The sequence below is a fragment of the Nonomuraea sp. NPDC050478 genome, from assembly GCF_044458265.1.
In the GTDB taxonomy this organism is placed as follows: domain Bacteria; phylum Actinomycetota; class Actinomycetes; order Streptosporangiales; family Streptosporangiaceae; genus Nonomuraea; species Nonomuraea ferruginea.
In genome coordinates this window covers 225,568-240,825 of record NZ_JBITHT010000004.1, presented here as the reverse complement: position 1 = coordinate 240,825, position 15,258 = coordinate 225,568, and the positions used below count along the sequence as shown (strand labels likewise).

General features: G+C 73.7%; 13 protein-coding genes. 12 read left to right on the top strand and 1 reads right to left on the bottom strand.

All coding sequences use genetic code 11. From position 1 onward, the window contains the following. Window positions 1-2 precede the first annotated feature (2 nt). The 11 genes from ACIBF7_RS21220 to ACIBF7_RS21170 all read left to right on the top strand — a co-directional run bounded on the left by ACIBF7_RS21220 (window position 3) and on the right by ACIBF7_RS21170 (window position 12,061). Window positions 3-479, top strand: coding sequence for a (2Fe-2S)-binding protein (locus ACIBF7_RS21220; protein WP_148033116.1), 477 nt, complete (start codon window positions 3-5; stop codon window positions 477-479). A 317-nt stretch (window positions 480-796) separates the two neighbouring features. Next, on the top strand, window positions 797-1,315 hold the full coding sequence (locus tag ACIBF7_RS21215) for a flavin reductase family protein (RefSeq protein WP_261808721.1): 519 nt from the start codon (window positions 797-799) through the stop codon (window positions 1,313-1,315). 13 nt (window positions 1,316-1,328) lie between these two features. Further along, a complete protein-coding gene (locus ACIBF7_RS21210) occupies window positions 1,329-2,240 on the top strand; it encodes a glutathione S-transferase C-terminal domain-containing protein (protein WP_397197902.1) in 912 nt (303 codons plus the stop codon). Continuing rightward, window positions 2,237-3,556 carry an NtaA/DmoA family FMN-dependent monooxygenase gene (locus tag ACIBF7_RS21205; RefSeq protein ID WP_271276403.1) on the top strand — a complete coding sequence of 440 codons (1,320 nt, stop codon included), beginning with the start codon at window positions 2,237-2,239 and terminating at the stop codon, window positions 3,554-3,556. Before ACIBF7_RS21210 ends, ACIBF7_RS21205 begins: the two co-directional genes overlap by 4 nt. Next, window positions 3,553-4,704 (top strand): LLM class flavin-dependent oxidoreductase, encoded by a 1,152-nt coding sequence (locus tag ACIBF7_RS21200; RefSeq protein WP_397197901.1) that lies wholly within the window; start codon window positions 3,553-3,555, stop codon window positions 4,702-4,704. Before ACIBF7_RS21205 ends, ACIBF7_RS21200 begins: the two co-directional genes overlap by 4 nt. Further along, a complete protein-coding gene (locus ACIBF7_RS21195) occupies window positions 4,701-5,735 on the top strand; it encodes an LLM class flavin-dependent oxidoreductase (protein ID WP_219546282.1) in 1,035 nt (344 codons plus the stop codon). Before ACIBF7_RS21200 ends, ACIBF7_RS21195 begins: the two co-directional genes overlap by 4 nt. Beyond that, entirely contained in the window at window positions 5,732-6,823 is a 1,092-nt protein-coding gene (locus ACIBF7_RS21190) for an LLM class flavin-dependent oxidoreductase (protein ID WP_397197900.1), read from the top strand. Before ACIBF7_RS21195 ends, ACIBF7_RS21190 begins: the two co-directional genes overlap by 4 nt. Next, window positions 6,820-8,415 (top strand): ABC transporter substrate-binding protein, encoded by a 1,596-nt coding sequence (locus ACIBF7_RS21185; protein ID WP_397197899.1) that lies wholly within the window; start codon window positions 6,820-6,822, stop codon window positions 8,413-8,415. Before ACIBF7_RS21190 ends, ACIBF7_RS21185 begins: the two co-directional genes overlap by 4 nt. Next, complete coding sequence (locus ACIBF7_RS21180; protein ID WP_397197898.1) at window positions 8,412-9,317, top strand: ABC transporter permease; 906 nt, start codon at window positions 8,412-8,414, stop codon at window positions 9,315-9,317. Before ACIBF7_RS21185 ends, ACIBF7_RS21180 begins: the two co-directional genes overlap by 4 nt. A gap of 321 nt (window positions 9,318-9,638) precedes the next feature. Continuing rightward, window positions 9,639-10,448, top strand: a complete 810-nt coding sequence (locus ACIBF7_RS21175; protein ID WP_397197897.1) for an ABC transporter permease — start codon at window positions 9,639-9,641, stop codon at window positions 10,446-10,448. Beyond that, window positions 10,445-12,061: a dipeptide ABC transporter ATP-binding protein gene (locus ACIBF7_RS21170; RefSeq protein ID WP_397197896.1), complete on the top strand. Its 1,617-nt coding sequence runs from the start codon at window positions 10,445-10,447 to the stop codon at window positions 12,059-12,061. Before ACIBF7_RS21175 ends, ACIBF7_RS21170 begins: the two co-directional genes overlap by 4 nt. Before the next feature lie 7 nt (window positions 12,062-12,068). Here ACIBF7_RS21170 and ACIBF7_RS21165 read toward each other — a convergent pair whose 3' ends face one another. Continuing rightward, window positions 12,069-13,769 carry a DUF4132 domain-containing protein gene (locus ACIBF7_RS21165; RefSeq protein WP_271276396.1) on the bottom strand — a complete coding sequence of 567 codons (1,701 nt, stop codon included), beginning with the start codon at window positions 13,767-13,769 and terminating at the stop codon, window positions 12,069-12,071. Between the two features lie 177 nt (window positions 13,770-13,946). Here ACIBF7_RS21165 and ACIBF7_RS21160 point away from each other — a divergent pair, with 177 nt between their 5' ends. Beyond that, window positions 13,947-15,242, top strand: a complete 1,296-nt coding sequence (locus ACIBF7_RS21160) for an aspartate aminotransferase family protein (RefSeq protein WP_271276395.1) — start codon at window positions 13,947-13,949, stop codon at window positions 15,240-15,242. Window positions 15,243-15,258 lie beyond the last annotated feature (16 nt).

The following is a 15,258-nucleotide window of genomic DNA, read 5'->3' as shown; positions in this document are numbered from 1 at the left end:
GAGTGCCCGAGCACACGTTCCGCGTCAACGGCGAGCAGGTCACCGTCGACGTCGCCGGCGACGTCCGCCTGCTGTGGGTCCTGCGCGACATCCTCGGCATCACCGGGCCGAAGTACGGCTGCGGGATCAACGTCTGCAAAGCCTGCACCAGCCACCTCAACGGCAAGGCCGTCAACCCCTGCGCGATCCCCGTCCAGGATCTCCAGCCGACCGACGAGGTCACGACCATCGAAGGGCTGGCGGCCACGGTCGGCCGGGACCTGCACCCCATGCAGCAGGCCTGGCTCGACCACGACGTCGCCCAGTGCGGCTACTGCCAGCCGGGCCAGATCATGGCCGCCGTGGCGCTGGTCCGCCGCGTCGCCGCCGAAGGCCGCTCGATCACGGACGCCGACCTCGACGGCCTGCGCAACATCTGCCGCTGCGGCACCTATCCCCGCATCCGCGAAGCCATCAGAGCCGGCGCCGAGGACATGTGAGGCCGTGCCCCGGGAGGGGCACGGCCTTTCGCGTGCCTAAAACCCTAAAAGCTAGTAGGAAATATTGACTTTGCCGGGACTGCGGCCTAACGTCGTTCCCATGAGGCAGGGTCTCCTCCTGACTAGGCGCTCCCACGTGGATTTCTGCCACGTCGCCAGCGCGCAGTGTCGTTGATCACGCATCCGTAGCCGCCACCTCCGTGCTCCCGGCGCGGCCGAAGCCGCCCGCGCCCTCGTCGACGACTTCCCCTTCTCCGCGACCCCGGACCGTCACCGGGGCGCCGCGCGAGCATGCCTTTCTCCTGTGAGGAACTCCCGTGACCGTTTCATCCCTGACCGACGGCCACGCCGTCGAAGCCGCCCGGTTCAGGCGGGCGCTGGCCGTGCACGCCAGCGGCGTCGTGGTCATCACCGCCCAGAGCGACGGCGTCCCCGTCGGTCTCACCGCCACCTCCTTCTCCTCCGTCAGCCTCGAACCGCCCCTCGTCTCCTTCTACGTGGACCGCTCCTCCACCACCTGGCCCAGGCTCGGCGCCGCCGACCACTTCGCGGTCAACATCCTGGCCAGCGACCAGTCCGAGCTGGCGGCCCGGTTCGCCAGGAAGAGCGTCGACCGCTTCGCCGAGCCCACCCGCTGGCGGCCGGGGCCGCTGGGCGCGCCGCTGCTGCAGGACGTCTCCGCGCACCTGATCTGCCTGCCCTACGAGACGGCGCAGGTCGGCGACCACGTGCTGGTGGTCGGCCTGGTCGCCGAGGCCGACGTCCACCGGCAGGGCCGCCCGCTCCTCTACCACCAGGGCCGCTTCGGCCGCTTCCTGGCCCACCCCGACTCCTGAACCCGGAGATCCCGTGTCCACACCCACCCGGACGGGCGCCTACGCGAGCCCCGTCGACCTCGTCGCGTACGGCCACTACGGGCCGGGCCGCCTGCACCTGTCGCCCGACTGGAACCGCCCCGTCTACCCGTTCCAGGGCCGGATCACCGCCGACGGCTCCAGCGGCCACCGCGCCGAGCCCGGCCGCTACCACCTCTACGTCTCCTGGGTCTGCCCGTACGCCCACCGCGCCGCGATCGTCCGCAAGCTCAAGGGCCTGGAGGAGGTGATCTCGCTGTCGTACGTGGACGACGAGCGCGACGGCCGCGGCTGGGCGTTCAGGGAGCGCCGCGGCGCCGACCCGGTCAACGGCTTCACCCTGCTGGAGGAGGCGTACGACGCCACCGAGAAGGGCTACGGCGGCCACGTCTCGGTCCCCGTGCTCTGGGACCGGCACACCGGCACGATCGTCAGCAACCACTTCCCCGACATCACGATCGACCTGGCCACCCAGTTCGAGCAGTGGGCCGGCACGCCGATCGACCTCTACCCGGACGCGCTCCGCCCGGAGATCAACAAGCTGAACGCCTGGATCTACCACGACGTCAACACGGGCGTCGCCCGGGTGGCCCGCGCGGCCACCGAGGACGACCGCGAGCGGGAGCGGCGGGTGGTCGTCTCGGCGCTGGAGCGGCTGGACGAGCGCCTGGCCGGGCAGCGGTTCCTGGCCGGCGACACGATCACCGAGGCCGACGTGCGGCTCTGGGTGACGCTGGCCAGGTTCGACGCCGAGCACAACCCCGGCCACCTGATCAGCGAGCGGGGGCTGTCCGGCTTCGAGCATCTGTGGCCGTACGCCCGCGACCTCTACCGGCTGCCGGCCTTCCGCGAGACGACCGAGGGCCTGCCCCAGAGCTGGTACGCGCCGCACGGGCGGGACCGATGACCCGCAAGCGGGTCCACCTGGCGGCCCACTTCCCCGGCGTGAACAACACCACGGTCTGGACCGACCCCCGCTCCGGCAGCCAGATCGACTTCGCCTCGTTCGTCCACCTCGCCAGGACGGCCGAGCGCGGCAAGCTCGACTTCCTCTTCCTGGCCGAAGGGCTGCGGCTGCGCGAGCTCAAGGGCCGCGTGCACGACCTCGACGTGGTCGGCCGGCCGGAGTCGCTCACCGTGCTCAGCGCCCTGGCCGCGGTCACCGACCGGCTCGGCCTGGCCGGGACCGTCAACACCACCTTCAACGAGCCGTACGAGCTGGCCCGGCGTCTGTCCACGCTCGACCACCTGAGCGACGGCCGGGCCGCCTGGAACGTGGTGACCACCTCCGACGCGTTCACCGGCGAGAACTTCCGCCGCGGCGGCTACCTCGACCGGGCCGACCGGTACGAGCGGGCGGCGGAGTTCGTGCGGCTGTCACGGGAGCTGTGGGACTCCTGGCGGCCGGACGCGGTCGCCGCCGACCGGGAGACGGGCACGTTCGTCCGCCCGGGAGCCATCGGCGACGTCGGGCACCGGGGCGCGCACTTCTCCGTCGAGGGCCGGTTCACGCTGCCCCGCAGCCCGCAGGGACACCCCGTCGTCATCCAGGCGGGGGACTCGGACGAGGGACGCGAGTTCGCCGCCGCCCACGCCGACGTGATCTTCACCCCGCACGGCAGGCTGGAGGACGGCAGGCGCTTCTACGCCGACGTCAAGCGCCGCCTGGCCCGGTACGGCCGTGAGCCGCACCAGCTCAAGATCATGCCGGGCGTGACGTTCGCGCTCGGCGACACGGACGAGGAGGCCGCCGAGAACGCCGCCGCCATCCGCCGGCAGCAGGTCGGGCCGCGGACCGCGATCGCGTTCCTGGAGCAGGTGTGGGGCCGCGACATGTCCGCGTACGACCCCGAAGGCCCGCTGCCCGACATCGAGCCGGACCCGGCGGAAGGCGTTTCCCAGGGCCGGGTGCCGATCAAGGACCGCGCCGCCGTCGCCGCCAAGTGGCGGGCGCTGGCCGGGGAGAAGGGCCTGTCGATCCGGGAGCTGGTCATCGAGGTGACCGGGCGGCAGACGTTCGTCGGCACCCCCGGGAGCGTGGCCCGGCAGATCGACGAGCACGTGCAGGCCGACGCCGCAGACGGGTTCATCCTCGTCCCGCACCTCACACCCGGAGGCCTGGACGAGTTCGTCGACCGCGTGGTGCCGCTGCTGCGGGAGCGCGGCGTCTTCCGTACCGACTACACCGGGGCCACCCTCCGCGACCACCTGGAGCTGACATGACGCTGCACCTGGCCGTGGCGCTGGACGGCGCGGGCTGGCACCCCGCCGCCTGGCGCGAGACGTCCGCGGACGTCTTCTCCGCCCGCCACTGGGCGGCCCTCGTGACCGAGGCCGAGCGCGGGCTGCTCGACTTCGTCACCATCGAGGACGCCCTGGGCCCGCAGTCGACCCTGCCCGACGGCCCCGACGAACGCACCGACCAGGTCCGGGGGAGGTTCGACGCGGTGCTGCTCGCGGCCCGCCTCGCGCCGCTCACCAGCCGGATCGGGCTGGTGCCGACGGCCACCACCACGCACACCGAACCGTTCCACGTGGCCGTCGGCATCGCCACGCTCGACCACGTCAGCGGCGGGCGGGCCGGCTGGCGCGCGCAGATCTCCGCGCGCGCCTCGGAGGCGCGGCACTTCGGCCGCAGGCGGTTCCCGCCGCTCGACCCGGGGGCCCGCGACCTCGCCGCCGACCCGCACGTGCGCGACCTGTTCGCCGAGGCCGCCGACGCCGTCGAGGTCGCGCGGCGGCTCTGGGACAGCTGGGAGGACGACGCCGAGATCCGCGACGTGGCCACAGGCAGGTTCATCGACCGGGACAAGCTGCACTACGCGAACTTCGCCGGGCGGTTCTTCTCGGTCAAGGGGCCGTCGATCACGCCCCGGCCGCCGCAGGGTCAGCCGGTGGTGACCGCGCTCGCCCACGCGCGGCTGCCGTACGAGTTCGCGGCCGGCAGCGCCGACGTCGTGTACGTCACCCCGCACTCCGACGAGCAGGCCCGCGCCGTCGTCGAGGAGGTCCGGGCGCTGTCGGGCGAGATCAAGATCTTCGCCGACCTGGTCGTCTTCCTCGGCGAGGACGCGGCGCGGCGCAAGGCGCGGCTCGACGAGCTGGACGGGGCCGAGCTCGCCTCCGACGCCGCGATCTTCACCGGGACCGTGCGCGAGCTGGCCGACGTGCTGCTGGAGTGGCGGCGGGCCGGGATCCAGGGGTTCCGGCTGCGGCCCGGCGTGCTGCCGTACGACCTGGAGCGGATCACCCGCGGGCTGACGGCCGAACTGCGCGGGCACGGGGTGTTCCGCCGCGCCTACGAGGCCACCACGCTGCGCGGGCTGCTCGGCCTGCCGCGCCCGGCCAGCCGCTATGCGGAGGTGTCATGAAATTTCTGGCTATCACGTTGATCGTCCATAACGATGACCGATCGCCCACCGAGCGCTTCCGCGAGGTCGTCGAGAACGCGGTGCTGGCCGAGGAGCTCGGCTTCGACGGCTTCGGTGTGGGGGAGCGGCACGAGCGCCCCTTCATCTCCTCCTCGCCGCCGGTGGTGCTCGGCCACATCGCCGCCAGGACGACCCGGATCCGGCTGTTCACCGCCGTCACCACGCTGAGCCTGCTGGACCCGGTCCGCGCGTACGAGGACTACGCGACGCTCGACCACCTGTCGGAGGGCCGGCTGGAGCTGATCATCGGCAAGGGCAACGGCGCGGCGCAGGCCCAGCTGTTCCACGTCACGGCCGAGGACCAGTGGGAACGCAACCGGGAGTCGTACGAGCTCTTCCGCCGCCTCTGGCGGGAGGACAAGGTCACCTGGGAAGGCCGGTTCCGGCCGCCGCTGACCGAGGCGGAGACCTGGCCGCGGCCGCTGCAGCGGCCGATCCGCGTCTGGCACGGCAGCGCCACCAGCCAGGAGTCGGTGGATCTGGCCGCCCGCCACGGCGACCCGCTGTTCTCCGCCAACGTCACCCACCCCATCGGCCCCTACGCCGAGCTGATCGACCACTACCGGGAACGCTGGGAGCACTACGGGCACGACCCGGCCGGCGCGCTGGTCGGCGCGGGGACGGCGGGCTACTACGCGGCCCGGTCCTCGCAGGAGGCCGTCGCCGCCTACCGGCCCGTCTACGACGCCCGGGTGGCGTTCCAGCGGAAGCTCGGCCTGCCGGTGGTCTTCCCGACCCTGGAGGACGCCATCGAGCGCGGCTCGATCCTGGTCGGCAGCCCGCAGCAGATCGTCGACAAGGTGCTGCGCTACCACAAGCGGTTCGGCCACGAGGTCATGCACCTGCACGCCGACGCCGACGGGCTCACGCCCGGGCAGCACCGGGACGCGCTGGAGCTGTTCCAGGCCGAGATCGCGCCCGTGCTGCGGGCGGAGATCCCCAGCAGGCCGTTCCCCGGAGGTGCCACGTGACGCTGTCCATCCTCGACCTCGCCCCGATCGTGTCGGGAGGCACGGCGGGCGACGCCCTGCGCAACACCCTCGACCTCGCCCGCCGGGCCGAGGAGTACGGCTACCGCCGCTACTGGCTGGCCGAGCACCACTTCGCGCCCGGCGTCGCCAGTTCGGCGCCGGCCGTGCTGATCGCGCTCGTGGCCGCGGCCACCTCCACGATCCGGGTCGGATCGGGCGCCGTGCAGCTCGGTCACCAGACGCCGCTGTCGGTGGTCGAGCAGTTCGGGATCGTCGACGCGCTCCACCCGGGCCGGATCGACCTGGGGATCGGGCGCTCCGGGCAGCGCCGCGCCGAACTCGCCACGGACCCGGTCGCCGAGAAGCAGGCGGTACGGGTCGTGGACGGGCTGCTGATCCCGCCGCCCTTCGACTGGTCGGCGCTCGCCAGGCAGCCCAGGCTCGCCCGCCAGATCGCCGCCCTCCAGCAGCCGGGCGCGCGGACGCCCGACTTCGCCGACCAGATCGACGACGTGCTCGCCCTGCTCGACGGCACGCACGAGGCGCGCGCCGTGCCCGGCGAGGGCGCGGACCTGCGGGTGTGGATCCTCGGCAGCAGCGGCGGGCAGAGCGCCCAGGTCGCCGGGGAACGCGGGCTGCCCTTCGCGGCGAACTACCACGTCAGCCCGTCCAGCGTGCTGGAGGCCGTCGAGGCCTACCGGAAGGCGTTCAAGCCGTCGGAGGCGCTGGGCGAGCCGTACGTGATCGTCTCGGCGGACGCGGTCGTCGCGGAGAGCCGGGCGCGGGCCCGCGAGCTGGCCAAGGGGTACGACCTGTGGGTCCGCAGCATCCGGACGGGCGACGGCGCGATCCCGTACCCCACGGCGGCGGAGGCCGACGCGCACGTCTGGACCGACGCCGACCGCGACCTCGTCAAGGACCGCCTCGACACCCGGTTCGTCGGCCCGCCCGCCGAGGTGGCCGAAGGGCTGCGCGTGCTCCGGCGGGTGACCGGGGCCGACGAACTGCTCATCACGACCATCACCCACGACCACGAAGACCGCGCGCGCTCGTACGAGCTGCTCGCCGAAGCCTGGAACCGCCCGTGAAGCGCATCCTCCCCGCCCTGCTGCTGACCCTCGCCGCGTGCGGCGCGCAACCCGTCCAGACCGCGCGGACCACCTCGCTGACCTGGGCCGTCGAGACGCAGCCGATCACCCTGAACCCGCAGCTGTGGGCCCAGAACAAGGCCAGGCTGCTGGTGTTCAACCAGTTCGACGCGCTGCTGTCGAAAGCCGCCGACGGCTCCTTCGGGCCCTGGCTCGCCACGGCGTGGACGGTGTCGGACGACGGGCTGACCTACACCCTCGACCTGCGCGACGACGTCACCTTCCACGACGGCACGGCGTTCGACGCCGCCGCCGTCAAGGCCAACCTCGACCAGTTCCTCGTGCCCGGCTACAACCCGTCGGTGGCCGCGATCCAGCTCAGGTCCTTCGACGAGGCCGAGGTCGTGTCGCCGCACCGGCTCAGGATCACCCTCAAGGAGCCGGACGCGCTCTTCCTCGACTTCCTCGCCTCACCCCTCGCGGGGCAGGTCTCGCCGAAGTCGCTGAAGGGCGCCGAGGACCTCAAGTTCGGCGGGCCGGACCTGGTCGGCACCGGGCCGTTCATCCTCGAACGGTACGTCCAGGGCCAGGAGATCCACTACCGGCGCAACCCCGCCTACGCCTGGCCCCCCGCCGGAGCGGCCCACCAGGGCCCCGCCCACCTTTCGGAGATCACCTACCGGTTCCTGCCCGAGGCCGCGGTCCGCGTCGGCGCGCTCACCTCGGGCCAGGTGCAGGTCATCGAGGGCGTCCCCGCGACCGAGGTCGCCCTCATCGAGAAGGACCCGGAGCTGACCCTGCGGACGGCGCTCAACTCCGGCACCGCCTACTCCTACTACTTCAACACCTCCCACGCCCCCTTCGACGACCGGCGCGTACGGGAGGCGTTCCGCGAGGCCGTGGACCTGGACGCGGTGCTGAGATCCGTCTACCAGGGCACCGCCACCAGGGCGTGGAGCATCGTCGGCAGCGAGAGCCCCTTCTACGACCCGTCCCTGGAGAACACCTACGGCGGCGACGTGGCCAGGGCCAACGCCCTGCTCGACGCCGCAGGGTGGAAGGAGCGCGACGCCGAGGGGTTCCGGGTCAAGGACGGCGAGCGGCTCACCGTGCGCGAGGTCGCCTCGGCGCCGTTCGTCCGGGACCGCCGCGACATCCTCGCCCAGGCCATCCAGGCCCAGGTCAAGCAGAACGCCGGCATCGACTTCCAGGTCAAGATCCTCGACCAGGGCAGCGCGCAGCAGGCCATGGACGACGACGCCTACGAGGTGTTCGGCAACTCCCGCGGCGACTCCGACGCGGGCGCCGCGCTCAACCTCATCCTGCCGGAAGGTGCCGCCATCAACCGCACCCGCTTCGCCGACCCCGACCTGGACAAGTGGCTCGCCGCCGCCTCCGCAAGCTCCGGCCAGGCCGAACGCAAGGAGCTCTACGCCAGGGCGCAGCGGGCGGTCGTGGCGGACCACGCCGTCGTGTTCCCGCTCTACGTGCCCGCCGACCAGATCGCCGCGAGCAAGAACGTCCAGGGGCTCGGCTTCGATCCCGCCTCCGGCACCCCGGCGAGCGCGTACGACGTGCGGATCGGCACATGATCAGACGGCTGGGCGCCGGGCTGGCGGTGCTCTGGGCCGCCGCCACCGCATCGTACGCCGCGCTGCTGCTCGCCCCGGGAGACACCGTCGACATCCTGGTCGGCGACGGCCCCGACACCCCGGAGATCCGGGCCGGGATCGTCGCGGAATGGGGGCTCGACCGGCCCGAGATCGTGCAGTACCTGTCCTACCTGTGGCGCCTGCTGCACGGCGACCTCGGCCGCTCGTACCAGCAGCAGCGCGGCGTCGGCGAGATCCTGGCCGGCCAGATCGGGCCGACCGCGCAGCTCACGCTCGCCGCGGCGGCCACCGGCGTGGTGCTGGCCGGCCTCATCGCGATCGGCACGGCGGGCAGGGGGCGGTGGCCGCGTGCCGTCGCCTCGGCCGCCGAGCTGGTGTCGGTGTCCGTGCCGCCGTTCCTCATCGGGATCGTGCTGCTGTCGGTCTTCTCGTTCACGCTCGGCTGGTTCCCCGTGTCCGGGGCGGACGGGCCGGCGGCGCTGGTGCTGCCCGCGCTGGCGCTCGGCCTGCCCGTCGCGGGCGTGCTCGGCCAGGTGCTCCGGGGCGGGCTGGAGCGGGCGCTGGAGCAGCCGTTCGCGGTGACGGCCAGGGCGCGCGGGCTCACCGAACGCGCCCTGGTCGCCCGGCACGCCCTGCGGCACGCGCTCATCCCGGCCGTGACGCTGGCCGGCTGGTTCACCGGCGCGCTGCTGGGCGGCGCGGTGATCACCGAGGTGCTGTTCGGCCGGCCCGGGCTCGGCCAGGTCGCCATGCAGGCCGTGACCGGTCAGGACATGCCCGTCGTGATGGCCGTCGTGCTGCTGTCGGCCGTCGTGTACGTCACGGTCAGCACGCTGCTCGACCTGGCCTACCGCGTCATCGACCCGCGGATCAGGGGCTGACCGCCGATGTCCCCGACCTCCCGCGGCACCGCCCGCCCCGCCGACGCCCCCTCTCCCGACGACCCGCGCCGCGCCGTCGAGTCCTCCCATCGGCCCGCTTCCGAAGTTCCGGGCGGCGCTGTCGGCTCCTCCCATCAGCCCGCTCCCGAGGACCTGCGCGGCGCTGTCGAGCCTTCCCATCGGCCCGCTTCCGAAGATTCGCGGCGCGCCGTCGAACCCGCTCCCGAGAATTCGCGCCGCGTCGGCCGGTCCTCGCGTGAGGGCCGGGGGCGTGGTGGGCGGTTCGGGTCTGTGGGGCTGCGCCGCCTCTTTCGTCCTGCTGTGCGCGGGAACGTCCTGGGGTGGCTCGTACCGGGTGCTCTTCTCGTGCTGCTGGCCCTCGCTGTCGCCGCGCCCGGTCTGCTGACGGCCGCCGACCCCCTGGCCGCCGACCCGATGGACGCGCTCGCCCCGCCCGGCGGCGCCCACTGGTTCGGCAGCGACCACCTCGGCCGCGACGTGCTGGCCAGGGTCGTGTACGGGGCCCGCCACTCCATCAGCATCGGCGTGGCCGCCACCGTCCTGGCCGTCACCTCCGGCGTGCTGCTCGGCCTGGCCGCCGGGCTGTCGCCGAAGTGGCTGGACGAGGCGCTGGCCCGCTCGTTCGACGTGCTGTCCACCCTGCCCGAACTGCTGCTCGCCCTGCTCATCGTGGCGATCACCGGCCCGGGGACGATGAACGTGATCTTCGCGATCGCCGTCGCCCAGATCCCCAGCTACGCCCGCGTGGTCCGCGCCCAGACCTTCGTCGTCCGCCGCTCCGGCTACGTCGAGCAGGCCGTCACCTTCGGCCGCTCCCGCCTGGCGATCACCGCGGGGCACGTGCTGCCGAACGTGCTCGGCCCGATCCCCGTCCTGGCCACCATCGGACTCGGACAGGCCGTGATCGCCGGTTCCGGGCTCAGCTTCCTCGGCATGGGACCGCAGCCGCCCGCCGCCGAGTGGGGCGCGATGCTCTCCGAAGCCCGCAACTACCTGCGGGTCGCCTGGTGGGAGGCGTTCTTCCCGGGCCTCGCGATCACGCTGACCGTCGTCTGCCTGACCGTCGTCGGACGCCGCCTGCAACGCCGTTTCGAGGGGAGGACACCATGACCTCGCTGGTGACCGTGGAGGACCTGCGGGTGAGCTTCGGCGGCGCCGAGGTCGTGCGCGGCATCTCGCTGTCGGTGGCGCCCGGCGAGTGCGTGGCGATCGTCGGCGAGTCCGGCTCCGGCAAGAGCGTCACCGCCCGCACCCTGCTCGGCCTCGCCGGACCCGGCTCGGAGGTGCGGGCCGGGGCGTTCCGGGTGTCCGGCGGGGACGCCCTCGCCTTCACCCCGGCCGACTGGCGGCGGCTGCGCGGCGGGTTCGCCGGACTCGTCCTGCAGGACGCGCTGGTCTCGCTGGACCCGCTGCGCACGGTGGGCGCCGAGATCGCCGAGGTGCTCGCCGTCCACGACGTCGTGCCCCGGGCCCGCCGCGCGGACCGGGTGCTGGAACTGCTGGACGCGGTGGGCGTCCCCGAGCCCGCGACCCGCGCCGGTCAGTATCCCCACCAGCTCTCCGGCGGGCTGCGGCAGCGGGCCCTGATCGCCTCCGCCATCGCCGCCGACCCGCCGCTGATCATCGCCGACGAGCCGACCACGGCGCTCGACGTCACCGTCCAGGCCCAGATCCTGCGGCTGCTCGCCGAGCGCCGGGCCGCCGGGACCGCGCTGCTGCTGATCAGCCACGATCTGGCCGTGGTCGCCTCGATCGCCGACCGCATCCTGGTCATGAAGGACGGCCGGATCGTGGAGGAGGGGCCCGCCCGCGACGTGCTGTCCGCGCCCGCCCACGACTACACCCGGGCGCTGCTGGCCGCCGTCCCGTCCGCGGCCTCCCGCGGCACCCGCCTCACCACCGGCGCCCCGCGCGCCCGTGCCACTCCTGACCTGTCCGCCCGGGTCCTCGCCGGGACCGGGCTCGCCCGCTCGTACGGCTCCCGCCGCGTCGTCCACGACGTCTTCTTCACCCTGCACGCCGGCGAGACGCTCGGCGTCGTGGGGGAGTCCGGGTCGGGCAAGACCACGCTCGCCCGGCTCGTACTCGGCCTGCTCGAACCCGGCGCCGGCCAGGTCACCCTGCACGGGCAGCCGTGGAGCCGCCGGCCCGAACGCGCCCGCCGCCCGCTGCGCCCCCGCATCCAGCTCGTCTCCCAGAACCCGCTCGACTCCTTCGACCCGCGCCACACCGTCGGCCGCCTGATCGCCGAGCCGCTCCGCCTGCCCCGGGCCGGACGCCGCGAGCGCGTCCTCGACCTGCTGGCCCGCGTCGGCCTGCCGCCCGGGACGGCCGCCCGCCACCCCAGGGAGCTGTCCGGCGGCCAGCGCCAGCGCGTTGCCATCGCCCGCGCCCTCGGCCCCCGCCCCGACGTGCTGGTCTGCGACGAGCCGGTCTCCGCGCTCGACGTCTCGATCCAGGCGCAGGTGCTCGACCTGCTCGCCGACATCCAGGCCGAGTACGGCACCGCGATGGTGTTCATCTCCCACGACCTGGGTGTGGTCCATCACGTGGCCGATCGCGTGCTGGTCATGAAGGACGGCCGGGTCGTGGAGGAGGGCGACGTCACGGAGGTGTTCGCGCGGCCGCGCGATCCCTACACGCGCGCCTTGGTGGCCTCCGTGCCCCGGCCGGCGCCGTCCCCCGACCGAGCCGCGTCGATCAAGCATGGAGCCGCCGGGTGACGGCGGGTCATCGGCCGGAGGAGGCGGCCACGAACAGGTCGACGTCGCGCATGGCCTCGCTGAACACCGGCGCCGGCACGTCCGTCAGCGGCGCGGCGCGCCACCCGCCCTCCACGAGACGGTCGAAGCCGACCTCTCCCGTGATCGCGTGGTCCTCGTCGTACAGGTGGTGGCTCAGCCTCGCCCGCCACCGTCCGCCCGCCATCACACGCCGGGCGTCGCCGTCGAGCTCGGCGCCGTCCCACGCCCCCAGGAAGGCGGACGTCCAGCCCCGCTCCTCGAACAGCGCGCGGAGCCTGCGGTAGCGCACCACCTGCTCGGCGAACCGGTGGGAGGAGACGCCGCTCGCCTCCTCCGCCGGCGTGAGCAGGTAGACCTCGCGGAAGGCCTGCTTGAACGGCTGGCGCAGCTCCTCGCCCCGTACCACCTCCCGCCAGGCGCGCACCTCCTCGGCCCGCGCGCGGGCCGGATGCCACAGCCGCACCGGCACGTCCGGCACGGTCAGCCCCAGCTCGGCGCGCCACACGCCGGGCGAGACCTCGAACTCCCAGATGAGCCGGTCCGTGATCGGATGCCCCTCCAGCAGCCGGTACGGCGGAGCCGACGTGCCGGCGCACCCGGCTTCCAGCGCCCTGACCAGGGTGGCCCGCTGCTGCCGGGTCCGCTTGACCAGCTCGCGCAGCCGCCCGACCTCCTCGGGGTGCTCCCGCGTGACCGCCACGGGAACCGTCTTCAGCTTCCGGTCGCCGTGCCACCATGACAGCTCGACCTCGTCGTCGGCCGAGATCACCGCCGTGTGCTCGCCGACGGTCTGCCGCACCGGCCCGTCGGGCAGCCGGAACGCCACCTCCAGCCGGTCGGCCAGGGCGGGCTCGACGCGCTTGAGCATGCGGGCGAGCTGCCTGGGCACCCCGGCGTGCCGGGTGGCCCGGCCCGCGGCGCGGAGCGCGGAGACCACCTCGGGGGTCGGGTGCTCCTCGGCCGCGCGGGCGATCTCGAAGAGCACCGCCTGGGAAGGCAGCGTCCCGGCCCCGGTGGGCGCCACCGCGACCCCGCGCACCAGCGTGTCGAGCAACCCGGGCAGCCAGGGCTCGTCCCGCATGAGGGCCAGCCGCACGGCCCGGCCGATGGCCGCCTTCTCCCCGCTGCCGAACGCCTTCTCCGCCTCGTACGGGATCTCGTCGGCCTGGATCGCCGCGACGCGAGCCGCGGCCGTCTCCAGAGCCGTCCGGGCGAACTCCGGGTAGCCGGGCAGGCCGCCGAGCCAGGCGGCCAGGCCGGGCGGCGGCGGCACGTCCGGCCGCACCGCCTCCCAGAACAGCGACCGCCGCTCCACGTCCCAGCCGAGCAGCACGTCCAGCTCCGCGACCGCGATCGGCCCGCGCTCCCCGGCGAACCGGGCGCGCACCTCGGCGTCCATGCCGGCCAGCCCCGCCGCCACCACGACCATGACGGGGTCGTCCGACCGCCGCCCGTCCTCCAGGAGGCGCCCGACCAGCTCGCGGGCCGGCGCGACCAGCACCTGCCGGGTAGGCTCGCCGAGCGCGTACCGGACCGACAACGGGATGCCGTCGCCGTCCGGGATCGGCGAGCCGCCCAGCCCGACGAACCCGACGCTCAGCCGGGAGGCGTCCGGCCAGTGGGTGGGGTCGTTCGCGGTGCCGGTGAGCAGGTTGAGAAGGCGCTGCGCGAGGGGGGAGAGGTGCATGCGGATCGTCCCTGTCGGAGGCGGGTTCGGCGGTGCAAGATCTAGCAGCAGCGGGCGACAGAATGAGACCGCCGCGGGCGGGCGGCTGCGCGCGGGCTTGTGACGGCTCCCGCCGTTGATCGAAGATGGCCACGGGCGAGGCACGCGGCGTCTCGGCGCGGCCGGAGAGGACTGGCGATGGACACGACGTTCTGGGAGGAGGCGGACCGCCTCCTGGTCCGCTACGGAGGCACTTTCACCCCGCGGGTCATCGAACGGGCCTCCGGCGCGCATGTCTTCGACCGCCAGGGCAGGCCGATCCTCGACTTCACCTCGGGGCAGATGAGCGCCATCCTCGGCCACGCGCACCCCGACATCGTGGCCACCGTCTCGTCCGCGGTCGCGTCGCTCGGCCACCTCTACAGCGGCATGCTCAGCGCCCCGGTCGTGGACCTCGCCGCCAGGCTCACCGCGACCCTGCCTCCGGCGCTGGGCAAGATGCTGCTGCTCACCACGGGGGCGGAGGCGAACGAGGCCGCGATCAAGATGGCCAAGCTCGCCACCGGCCGCTACGAGATCGTCTCCTTCGACCGCTCGTGGCACGGCATGACCCAGGGCGCGGCCTCGGCGACCTTCTCGGCCGGGCGGCGCGGCTACGGCCCGCCGACGCCGGGCAACCTCGCGCTGCCCGCGCCGAACGCCTACCGGTCGCCGTTCCGGTCCTCCGACGGGTCGCACGACTGGGAGGCGGAGCTCGCCTACGGCTTCGCCTTGGTCGACCAGCAGTCGGCTGGGAGCCTCGCCGCCTGTCTCGTCGAGCCCATCCTGTCGTCGGGCGGGATCATCGACCTGCCGCCCGGCTACCTGCGCCGCCTCAGGGAGCTGTGCGACGAGCGCGGCATGCTGCTGATCCTCGACGAGGCGCAGACCGGCCTCGGCCGCACCGGCGCCATGTACGCGTTCGAGCGCGACGGGGTCGCCCCCGACATCCTGACGCTGTCGAAGACCCTCGGAGCCGGGCTGCCCGTGGCGGCCGTCGTCACCACCGCCGAGATCGAGCAGGTCTGCCACGACCGGGGCTTCCTCTTCTACACCACGCACGTCTCCGACCCGCTGGCCGCCTCCGTCGCGCTGACGGTGCTGGACGTCATCGAGCGTGACGCCCTCGTCGAGCGCGCCGCACGGCTCGGCGACCGGCTCGCCGACCGGCTGCTCGATCTCCGCGACAGGTACGAGGTCGTCGGCGACGTCCGCGGCCGTGGCCTGCTCCAGGGCATCGAGCTGGTGGAGGACAAGCGGAGCAAGGCGCCCGCCGACGCGCTGGGCAACGCCGTCACCTCGGCCTGCCTCGAACGGGGCCTGCACATGAACATCGTCCAGCTGCCCGGCATGGGAGGCATCTTCCGCATCGCCCCGCCGCTCACGATCACCGACGACGAGCTGCACACCGGCGTCGACATCCTCGAAGCGTCGCTCAAGGCCGTGGCCGGGTGAGATGACCCCGGATATG